The organism is Arcicella lustrica (genome assembly GCF_034930985.1).
In the GTDB taxonomy this organism is placed as follows: Bacteria; Bacteroidota; Bacteroidia; order Cytophagales; family Spirosomataceae; genus Arcicella; species Arcicella lustrica.
Genome location: NZ_JAYGIM010000011.1, coordinates 207447 through 218404 on the forward strand (window position 1 = coordinate 207447; position 10958 = coordinate 218404).

Here is a 10958-nt window from a genome sequence, read left to right on the forward strand (position 1 = left end):
TTAACAATGGTCAGATTACTTTATTTTCAGTCGGGTGTCGTACAAATGTTTCATATAAGCACTTCAGCCACCATTTTGCAAAACCAATGTTGAACTTAATCTTGGCGGACGGCTACTCTAGCTTTTGGCTTTTCAAAGTTCTATCTTTTCATAAATTACAAACTATTTTTAAGATGACAAAATAGGGACATTTAAAGCCTCAAAAAACAAAAAAAGCAGGCAAAACCTGCTCTTCCAAAATCTTCAAATCGAACGATATTTAGACTTCTTAATGTTCAAAGCTTTCTGTTCTAACCACTGAACCGCCAATTTCTTAAAGGTATTGTTATGAGCAGGTTTGTTATCAGTTGTTTCTGTCAACTGGTGTTGAAGTAATGTTGTTATTATTGTCAATAGCAATGTCATACTCGTAACATTTGCTCATTTCAACAGTTTTAACATAATCGATGTTGTTTACTTTAATAGTAAATGTTGTTAGTCCTGCCGCATAACTGCTGTAAGCGGAAGATGTGCCTGAGTCGACATTGTTGATATTCACAGTATTTCCACCGGATGTTTTAATTTGAACACTTGCTTTTTGTGTTCCATTATTTATAATTCTTGCCCGTGGGTCTTCGTCCTTACACTTTTTACAACCATTTAATGTAATTGCAAATAGCCCAGCAAGAATAAGTGTCGTTAAAAATTTTGTTATTTTCATTTTATTATGTATTCTGTTAAACTGTTCTACTCATCTGGCTTTTCGATGTTGCCCCGTTTTTTGTGTGGTCGCTGGTCTCCACTTTTGAATTGCAATATTAAGAATTTGTCAAACAGTCAAGAGCTGTCCAAACAATTATTTGGAGGCTCTCACGTCTATCCGCTGAGTCGTTTTTTAAACATGCCTATAACTCGTAAACATACGCATGTTTGCTGTTTTTTCCCTAAAACTAAGTAATAGATATAAACAAAGCTATTATTAGATCCTGAACTCGTCTTATAGTTTCCTAAGACCTAAAACAATAAAGAGCCTCACGCACGAAAGGGCTTATTGAATATATTAAAATATTTAAAGGCAAAAGGAATATTTATCCCTGATACATTGTATGAGCGGGACGCTCTTTAAGATTTTGAGCCGTAGGAAATAACCTACGACTAATTTGAGACGAAAATGAACGATGTGGTTATATTATTGTAAGTTATTTTCTTCTAAAAGCCTTTTCAATTCAGCATTTTCTGTCCAACCGCCACTTTCTCTCATTGCGATTAAAATTAAAAGAGTATAAAACACTTGAAGACAAACAGCGTAAAATCCACGATGCTCAAGTTGTTGTGTTAGCTATCTTAGCGGCACGTTATTTTCATGGAAACTTTGTTTCAGCAGGTTTGTATATAAGAGACCATCATTTTACCTGACACAGTTTAAGGAATAGTCTCTTTAAATGCCATTTTTACATTACATTGAGTCGTTTATTTTCGATGTCTGTGGTTTTATTGGTTTTAGCATACATGGAGAATATGATTGAAAAATAGATTATAAAGTAGTCAAATTGGCTATGCTGTTTTACTCATGACCAACTTAATCCCATTGGACGTTATTAATCCTTATTCTTGCGATACTACTGACTATAATGCTACATTTTTAATGTGATTTTACCGTATGATAAGTTATGATAAAATATTTGATGTTTTATATTAGAGTAATACAGTAAAAAAGGTACTTTAAAAAACCATATTAACTGATTTATTATAACACTCTAAAGAAATGAAAAAAGTTTTACTACTCTTACTTCTTTACATCAACACCTTTTTTTCTTTTGCTCAAGACCAACATCAATCGTTTTCTTGTGGAGTCAATGATGCTGTGCTATCTAAAGAAATTCTTGAGCAGATGAAAATGGCACCTATTTGGTTAAAACAACGTGCTTCAGCTCGTGTTGCTACAAAAGAATTATATGTTTGTAGAATGGCAATAGAAATTGACTCTGATACTTATGAGCAATTTAATAGAGATACAACTTTTATTAAATATGAAGTTTATAAACAAATTGAGCGAATTTCTAAAATCTATGAAAAAGAAATCAATACCCAACTAGTGGTTACCTATATTCATATTTGGAAAGATGCTACTCAAGACCCTTACAAAGGAATCAATGATATTTTTACTATGCTTGATATCCTTGATAATACATGGCAAAACAATAGTGTTCTAAAGCCATTAAGTTCTCGCTACGACAAGTTAATGTATATGGTTAGCAAAGAATTTAGAGAGGCTGGAGGTATAGCTTTTCTTGGTGGTAGAGAAAGTATAGTTCCGTTCGGTGACAACGGAAATACCAAGGGAATCATAGTGGCCGCACATGAATTAGGACATAACTTTGGTTCTCCACATACCCAAAACTGTTCATGGCCGGGTGGTGTAATAGATTATTGTGTTCCTGCGGAATCAGATTGCTATCAAGATGCAATTGAAGCCATCAGAGGGAGTATTATGAGTTATTGTAGTATTTATATTCCAACATTTCATCCTCTTTGTCAAGCAGTTATGCAAAACCATGCGGCTTATTCCTTCCAAAGAGTCAATACTATTCCTACTGTACCTGTTTTACCGTCATTATCTACTTTTGATAATAATACGATATTTACGTGGGAATCAATACCATCCGCAGAAAAGTATGAGGTTGAGATTTCTCAAATGGCTGACTTTAGCACCAAACTGTGGTCAGATTCTTCCTCTATTAATGCTTATAATTTTAAGGCATTCAAGAATAATCAACAATATTTTATTAGAGTGAAAGCCATAAATCGTTTTGGAGAATCAACCTGGTCTAATGTCAATACTTTGTTTATCCCTGATGCTACTTTGTTACCGCCGACTTTGACATTCCCGTTACATAAGGCAGCTAATTTAGTCCAAAATGATATGCTTACCCTGAGATTTTCTACTGTTCCTTTTGCGAAAGCTTATGAAGTAGAAGTTACTTCATACTACGACCAATTCTTTAAAAATCCTGTACAAAAACAAACTGTAACCACGAATGAGTTTACCTTTAAAACGCCCTATTATGAAGCACTTTTATGGCGAGTAAGGGCTGTTGGAGAAACTACGAAAAGTGCTTGGTCAGAAATGAATATAATGTGGCTTCGAGAACCTGGAGCAGCGGTAATTAGGCTACCTAATAATGGCGTAAATCTCCCTTTAACTTTTCCTATTGGATATTCCGGGAACCTTAACATTGCTGGAGCTACGATAAGGTTTACTATTTCACTAAAAGAAGATTTTTCAGATGTGGTTCAAACTAAAAGCTTCCCACCCACTCAACATCCAAGCAATTACTATGTATATATGGCAGAAAATTTATCTCCTGATACTGATTATTTTGTAAGAGTTGAAGAGATATACAAACAAGGAGACGGATATGAATATTCGAGAAATGTGCCAATAGGCGTTTTATTTCAATACAACCGAAAGTTTAGAACAGGTTATGCTAAAATTTCGAATCAATGGTCCTTCTTTAATAACGATAAAATCCCAACTTTTGCACGTGATGTCAAAACATTTACTGTGGGTACAAATAGTATTTTTATCCAGAATAGTCGAGGTTTAGTTCAGATTAGTACTGATAGTTTAACAACCAATATTTTAGATAGAAACAGCACGAATGGCTCTATCGGAAACATGATATTAGGGTTAAGTACTGTCAATTCCGATAATTCTCTTTGGGTTATGAATATTACCAGTAAAATTAAAGATTATGATGGAGCTTATGCCCAAACCGCCTATTCTTTAATTCAAATGGATCAACAAACAGGTAAAAAAATCACAGAATTAGACATTAGTAATCCAGAAAACACTTCCCTAACTTCTGCTGACATCAAAAATAATTTGATTTTTGGGTATGCAGGAGGCAACTATACATTATCCCGTATCATTGATGGGAAAATCACAACAATATTAAAACTTAATATTAGTGATAAGGCCTTTTCACGCATGGATTGGAACAGTGATTATGCTTGGTATCAAATAAATGATTCTTCAACAAAACCATGGGAGCTTTGGCGTTATGATTTAAATAATAACACTTATACGGTCTTTAACAAAGAGAATACACCCATATTGGGAAATTATATTGAAGAATCAAAATTAGATTCTAAAGGTAATTTATGGGCTATTGTATCTAATAATGGTATCAAATTGTTAATAAAGTTTGATGGTACTACTTGGAAAGTGTTTGACAATAATAATTCATTGATTTCAAATCCAAATAAACTTGGGATTGATCAAAAAGATAATATTTATTTGGTTGATAATGCAAGAATACTAAAATATGACCATGTAAATTGGAAAAATTTAGGGGAACTTCCACCATTAGCCAATTATAGTTTAACGGAAAAAATGTATATTGACAATTTTGGAAAAATATGGTTTAGCAATGTTTTCGGATTACTTCGTTTTAACCCTTGCGAAACAACAGCCACAAAACCGGACTTATCCGCTCAGAAAATAACGATGGAGTTTGGAGAGAATAACTTACTGGTAGCCAAAGGTTGTAAAAATGTAATTTGGAACTGGCAAAATGCCAATGAAAGTGTTAAAGACCAACTAAAACTATCAACTAATGTATTAAATATCTCCCCAACAATCAATACGACTTATACAGCCCAATGCTATGATGATGGTTGCATAAGTAAAGAAATGGATTTGAAAGTAAATGTTTTACCTGTTCTAACAGTTGGGAATGTCAGTACAAAACAAGTTTGTCAGGGTGATAGCATAAAAGTAAGTCCGCAAATGGCTGGTCAGTTTGATAGTGACAATCAGTTTAAAGTATATTTATCGACAGATAAAGTTAATACGCCTATATCCTTTACTAAAGTAAATGAAGGCAAAGACTTTCTTTTTTCATTATCTAAATCTCTGCCCGAAGGAAAATACTATTTAAAAATAGAAAGTTCTTCGCCCAAAACAATTTCCAAAGATTCTGTTGAAATAACAATCTTAAAATTACCCACTATTATTACCAAGAATATTACAGCTTGCGTGGGAACAGAAATTAACTTAAATGCTACAGGTGGTGGAAAATATGTTTGGCAAGGACCCGATAATTTTAATTCAACATTACAGAATCCTAATATTACAAATGTTGTTTCTGCTAATGCTGGAGCATATACTGTTGAGGTTACAGGAGAAAATGGATGTAAAAATATGTCTTCTGCTGAGGTAATAATTAACCCTAATCCCATTGTAAAAACTTCAATTTCTTCGAATACCACAGGAGGAATTATTTATACTGGTACAGATGTTCAATTATCTGCTTCTGGTGGAAATTCCTATCATTGGGACGGTCCCAACAATTATATATCTAATGAACAAAACCCAATACTAAAGAGTGTTCAAATTGAAGATGGGGGCATTTATAAGGTTAGCGTTACAGATATAAATGGTTGTATTACAAAATCTCAAATTGAATTGAAAGTAGAGCTTATTTTAAGTAATCAGAGTGAACCCAACAAAGAATTTAAGGTTTTTCCTAATCCAGCCAATGGTATAATTCAAGTCCAGACAGACATGGAAGGATACACAACATTTTATCTTTATGATGCTTTAGGGAGAGAAGTACTGTCAAGCACTTTTATTAAACAGACCACAATTCCAGTAGATGGACTAAGCAGGGGAACATACTATTTAAAATTTCAACAAAAAGAGCAGAAAGGTATTACTAAAATAGTATTGGAGTAACGAACATTGCATTATTAAATAAATTATGCGTTTGATTAACTTAAAGAATATAGATGACTGGTATTTAGGAAAGTTACTTCATGCAATAATTGAATAAGATTAAGAATTAGAAGATTCGCTTGAGTCTTTCTGCCATAGAATTTTTATTCGGTTCTGCTGAAGAACACATACTTATTTTGATGTCTGCTTTTTGAATCAAATCAGCATAAGCCCATTAATTACAAAATTCAGCCGAAATTTTACGTGATAAATTTCGATGACCCATGCAAGAACCAGATTAAGAACCTTTTTTTAAATAAATTTAAAAGTTAAGTAAGTAACTTATTTCGTTTTTTAACTCAGTATAATTCTTTTGTGATGAACCTGGTGTGGGATTGTTACTGGTAAAAAAGAACGCATATTTAAACCCTTGCTTCCGTGTAATTTTATAATTGGCACTGCCTGATGTGTTAATGATAAGACTTTTTCCCTCCTTGCTTATTCCCTGAATAACAGAATTATTTAGGTTTAGCTGTAGTTTATTTTTTAAAAATGAGCCATAACCTCCTAAAGTAACACCCTGATAAGTGTTATCAATGGTTTGGCTAGTAAGGTCAGTACGATTGACATTAATGAATAATCCAATCCCTTTTTTGATAAAGTTTAATGTATAAACTAACAAGTATTGTTTGGTATCGATGGTACTACTACTAACTGAGTTACTCGTAATAATTCGGTTAAAATCATTCAGCTTATTCATATTAACCGAAGCACTTATCACTTGCATCGTAGATTGCTTGAGGATAGTGTACCGAGGAGATACCGTAAAATTCTGGGTAGTCTGTACGATACGAAGTGAATCGGGAAATCTGACGGTATTCGGTTGCTGGTCGTTAGAAAAGTTGCTGTAATTGATATCCATAGCTAGTGGCTTGCTTATTTCAATGCTAGCATTACCAGAGCCTATAAAACGTTTATTTGTTGTCCGTTTTTGATTTAAGAGGTTATCATGCTGGAAGCCTACATTACCTGAAATCCTAACTTTATTCTTAAAAATACTAAGGCTTGGGCCGAATGTCCACGACTCTAAATCCGAATTAAAGAAATAAGAACCCATTGTCTTAAATTCAGGATCTATGCGTTTATATTCGACCTTTAGCCCATAGTATTTTGCACGGTATGTTAGTGATGCATCTAAAGCTGTATAAAATTCTGTTGTCCCATTTAATGTATTTAAATCCTTTAGCTTTTTAAGAATCGGACTGTCAACAGAATCAATACTGATTGGCGAATTAATATCACGTGTATATACGCTTATCGCCGCTCGGTTCTCAAAAGTGAGCCTCTTGAAAAAAGTAAATTTATTGCTATACCCTAGTACATCATTTGACGATGGCGTAATATAATCTTGTGGTCTTACATCTTTCCTTGAAACCGAAGTACTGTCGTCTCTTGCTCTCAGGTAGCTGAATTCAAAGAAGTTACGGTCTGTGCCAAGCCCAAGTTTAACTGCTATGGCTTTGCGTGAGAATGAGAATGGTACTAATGCCTGAGTGGTGGTGTCAACGGTGGTGGCACGATTGAGCCTACCATACATAAAACCAAATCTTAATAAACCAGGTTTCAACTCCAATCCTCCCCCTAGCATAGTATGCCCCCCTAATGTATAAGGAGAAAACTCCACATTACGGTAACCAGCATGTAGGGTAATCCATTTATAAGTGGGACTAACACCGAACTGATTAAAGGGTTGACTAAAAGAACGGGCCGATGGACTGTACGTTGCTGAAATAGGAATACTAAAATTATAAATATTGATGGTAGCCGAACCACTCAGAAAATATGAATTGGCTTGGCTACGATTAGGGATGCCATTGGCATTATACAATGTTTGGCGTATTTCAAGACCACCATTTATAGTAAATGGCTTCTGGCTTTTAAGATTATCAAACGATTGTGCCACGCCTGATAAAGCTGTGATTGATAAAAGTAGGAGTAAAACCGCTGTAGTATACCTAGGTTTTAATCTGATGATATTATGGATATATGCAAGTAAAAGTGGTTTCATAGTTAGGCTTTAATTGTTCAATTGTGTTTTTGGTTTATCCATATCTGTTCGGTGTAGTAGTTATGAATCGAAAGATATACAGAATATTATCAGCATATAGAAAAAGGTATATGAACAGCATTCTAAAGGATGTCTGTAACGAATTTTAGTATGCGAAAAAAATGCTTAAAACAAAAAGAGGGGGGGATAACACAAGTTTTTATTTTTAATAGGGTCTTCAGAATTATACTTATTACATAAGTATTTTTCATTCCCTAAAATAAGGTAATCAATGCTATAAACTAGCTTTTAATATGATTTGAATAGCTGTAAAAAAGCTTCTTTATAATTCCTTCCGATGGGTATTTCTTCTTGACCAAGAAATAACTGGTTTTCATTAAATGAGGTTAGTTGTGACATATTTATCGCAAATGAGCGATGGACCCTCACTAGCTTATCTGTACTAAGAATATCAATGATGTTTTGGAGTGAATACTTGATAATATGTCGTTTTTCAACCGTTTGAATATAAGTATAGTTACCGTCGGCTTTTAAATACTGAATGTCTTCAACGTTAATTTTATTATATTTATAGTTTTGCTTAATAAATATGGCATTATTAAAATGCAGAATGCTGTCTTGTTCAATATTACGTCTTTTCTCAGGAGTTTTTTCCTTTACTTCTGTTGGGGTTGTTTGATTAACAAAATGAAATAGGGCTAAATCAATGGCTCTTCGTAAATCATTAATCCGGAATGGTTTGATTAAATAAGCCGATGGTTTTGTAGCTTTGGCTCTTTCAAAAGTTTCGCTATCGGCATAGGCAGTAAGATAAATAATGGGCAAGTTTTTTAATTGATTTATCCGAATGGCTGTTTGAATCCCATCCAACTCACCTTTAATGTGAATATCAAGTAAAATCAAGTCTATGTCTTCTTTTTTAATGATTGCAATGGCATCAATTGCATTGTCTGCAACAGCTACCACTTCAAAACCCTCCTGTTCAAGGCTTTCCTGTAACTCCAATGCTACAATTCCTTCATCTTCAACAATTAAAATTCTTATTTTATCGGGTATAGTAACGCTATTCATAGATTTTGTCTAAATAGTGGGGATTAGGGATGCGTTAGGGATTTTTAAAATAAAGGTAGTGCCATTGTTGTTTAGGATAGTTGATTTACCATTGATTTGTTTAATCAAAACTTTCATCAACTTTATGCCAAAAGTTCCTGTTGGGTTTTCCCATATTTTTAATGGCATTCCAATGCCATTATCTTTAATCTCTAACTGTATTTCATTTGCAATCTGCAAGATATTTATGGTTAAGGCTGGTCTGTGATTTATTTGATAAAAAGCATGTTTAAATACGTTGGTAACCCATTCGTTCATGATTAAACCTAGTGGCATAGCTATATCTACATCAATATCTGAAATATTTATCTCCGTATTAATGTCCATTTTATCGGCATCTACATCAAAACTTTCAAGTATGCTACGTAACAACTCTGGTAAAAAACCCTTCATATCTACATTGCTGGCACTTTCCTGCTGGTAAAGGCTACTATGAATAATTACCATGGCTTCAATACGCTGCCTGCTAACATCAAGGGCCTGACGGGCATCGTTATCCATCATTCGGTTAGACTGTAACGTGAGTAGGCTCGACACAATTTGCAGATTGTTTTTTACCCTATGATGCAGTTCCTGCATCAGTATTTGTAATTTGGACGCCTGTTCGTTAATTTTTTTGTTTTTATCGTTTAGTGTGTTATTTTTTTTGAGGATAATAGTATAAAAATAAACAAGGGTTATACAAAGCACCATGAAAATAATGATACCACCAATCAGCCATGTCATCTGTCTGCTTTTTAGCTTATCTGCCTGTTGCATTAAAGCTAAGTCTTTATCTTTTTTGCTACTCTCATATTTGATTTGTAGCTCTCCCATAAGCTTTTCATTAGTTTGCACATTTAGTGAATCATGTACTTCCAAATACAGATCCATAAAAGGTATAGCTTTCTTTAAATCTCCTGATGATCTGTAACAGTTAGCCATTGTTTCATAAAGCTCCATTGTGCGATAGGGCTGCTTGATTTCTTTGCTTATACTAATGGCTTTTTCTATATACTTCGTTCCAAGTTCCCGATTTCCCTTACGATAATATGCTTCGCCCAGCCAGCAGTACCCATACGTTAATGATCTTTTTTTGTTTAAAGTCGTAGCCAATGCAATGCCTTTTTGGGCATACATAATTGCTTTATCATAATCCTTCATATCTTTATAATGTTGGGCGATGTTATGATAAAAGCTAACACGTTCTCGTTCATATTTAGGGCTCGACTCCGCTAGTTTTAATGCTTCAAATTGTGTATATATGCTACTATCTTCAGCAATCGAAAGCCCAAAATGTCTAACATATCCCCTTTTAAACATCGCTGAAAGCCCCATAGCAGCAATAATCCGTATGGTATCTTTATTAACCTTAGCAACCTGTAGTGCTTTTCCTGCCGACTCAAATGCCATTGGATAATTGGTATTTTCTTTATGCAAATTACCAATAAGCATATAAATACTTGGTATTGGCTCTTTTACATTGTATTTATGAGCCATATTTAAGGCATCAAGAGCGTTGCGCATGGCACCTACATGATTAGCCTTTAAATGTTCATAATTGGCTTTACATAGTGCAACATAAACCAGTGAAGTCTGATCTTGATATTCGGTATGCAAAGCATTAAACTCCTTCACAATTAGCAAGAGAGAATCATTACTGAGTTTATTTGCTCTTTCTACTAACTTATTGAGTTCGTTTTTATAGGTTGTCTCATTCCCCTTGGTATTACCTTGACCGTAAACTGCCCCGCAAATGCCTAGTATCAATATAAAAGTATAGTGAATCGTCTTTTTAAACATATAAATTTGTTGATGGTAATCTAGCAGCACAATAATACACTAAGCCTTATTGGATTACACAATTAAGATAGTTGGTGATAAATATAATCTAATGTATGGACAATTATTGAAATAATGCAAATCAAAGTATTTGAACACCTTGTTTATGTATGTGGGTGTGAATTTTATGTATGCTAATCAAAACTTGTTTATTTGTTTTCTTTTTTTAAACAATACCGTATTTAATATCAATTAATAAAATCTTCTATTTTGGGTGTGAATACCTCGACCGCATAAGTTTGTATAAACTAGACCCTAAGA

At 33.8% G+C, this 10958-nt stretch carries 6 protein-coding genes; 2 read left to right on the plus strand and 4 right to left on the minus strand.

Translation table 11 applies throughout. The features are described 5' to 3' along the window. Positions 1-343 precede the first annotated feature (343 nt). A complete protein-coding gene (locus tag VB798_RS15325; protein WP_323259841.1) occupies positions 344-700 on the minus strand; it encodes a hypothetical protein in 357 nt (118 codons plus the stop codon). A 539-nt stretch (positions 701-1239) separates the two neighbouring features. Between VB798_RS15325 and VB798_RS15330 the strand changes: the two genes are divergently transcribed. Next, entirely contained in the window at positions 1240-1395 is a 156-nt protein-coding gene (locus tag VB798_RS15330; protein ID WP_323259843.1) for a hypothetical protein, read from the plus strand. A gap of 349 nt (positions 1396-1744) precedes the next feature. Beyond that, entirely contained in the window at positions 1745-5719 is a 3975-nt protein-coding gene (locus VB798_RS15335) for a M12 family metallo-peptidase (RefSeq protein WP_323259845.1), read from the plus strand. Positions 5720-6020: 301 nt separating this feature from the next. On the opposite strand, the gene VB798_RS15340 is transcribed toward VB798_RS15335, so the two are convergent. The 3 genes from VB798_RS15340 to VB798_RS15350 all read right to left on the minus strand — a co-directional run bounded on the left by VB798_RS15340 (position 6021) and on the right by VB798_RS15350 (position 10658). Next, complete coding sequence (locus tag VB798_RS15340; RefSeq protein ID WP_323259847.1) at positions 6021-7766, minus strand: hypothetical protein; 1746 nt, start codon at positions 7764-7766, stop codon at positions 6021-6023. A gap of 288 nt (positions 7767-8054) precedes the next feature. Then, complete coding sequence (locus VB798_RS15345) at positions 8055-8837, minus strand: response regulator (RefSeq protein ID WP_323259849.1); 783 nt, start codon at positions 8835-8837, stop codon at positions 8055-8057. A 9-nt stretch (positions 8838-8846) separates the two neighbouring features. Beyond that, positions 8847-10658 (minus strand): tetratricopeptide repeat-containing sensor histidine kinase, encoded by a 1812-nt coding sequence (locus tag VB798_RS15350; protein WP_323259851.1) that lies wholly within the window; start codon positions 10656-10658, stop codon positions 8847-8849. Positions 10659-10958 lie beyond the last annotated feature (300 nt).

What these genes read in the sequence shown, in the direction of transcription:
- VB798_RS15325 (WP_323259841.1), bottom strand. Translation starts at nt 700, where the DNA reads ATGAAAATAACAAAATTTTTAACGACACTTATTCTTGCTGGGCTATTT.
- VB798_RS15335 (WP_323259845.1), top strand. Translation starts at nt 1,745, where the DNA reads ATGAAAAAAGTTTTACTACTCTTACTTCTTTACATCAACACCTTTTTT.
- VB798_RS15340 (WP_323259847.1), bottom strand. Translation starts at nt 7,766, where the DNA reads ATGAAACCACTTTTACTTGCATATATCCATAATATCATCAGATTAAAA.
- VB798_RS15345 (WP_323259849.1), bottom strand. Translation starts at nt 8,837, where the DNA reads ATGAATAGCGTTACTATACCCGATAAAATAAGAATTTTAATTGTTGAA.
- VB798_RS15350 (WP_323259851.1), bottom strand. Translation starts at nt 10,658, where the DNA reads ATGTTTAAAAAGACGATTCACTATACTTTTATATTGATACTAGGCATT.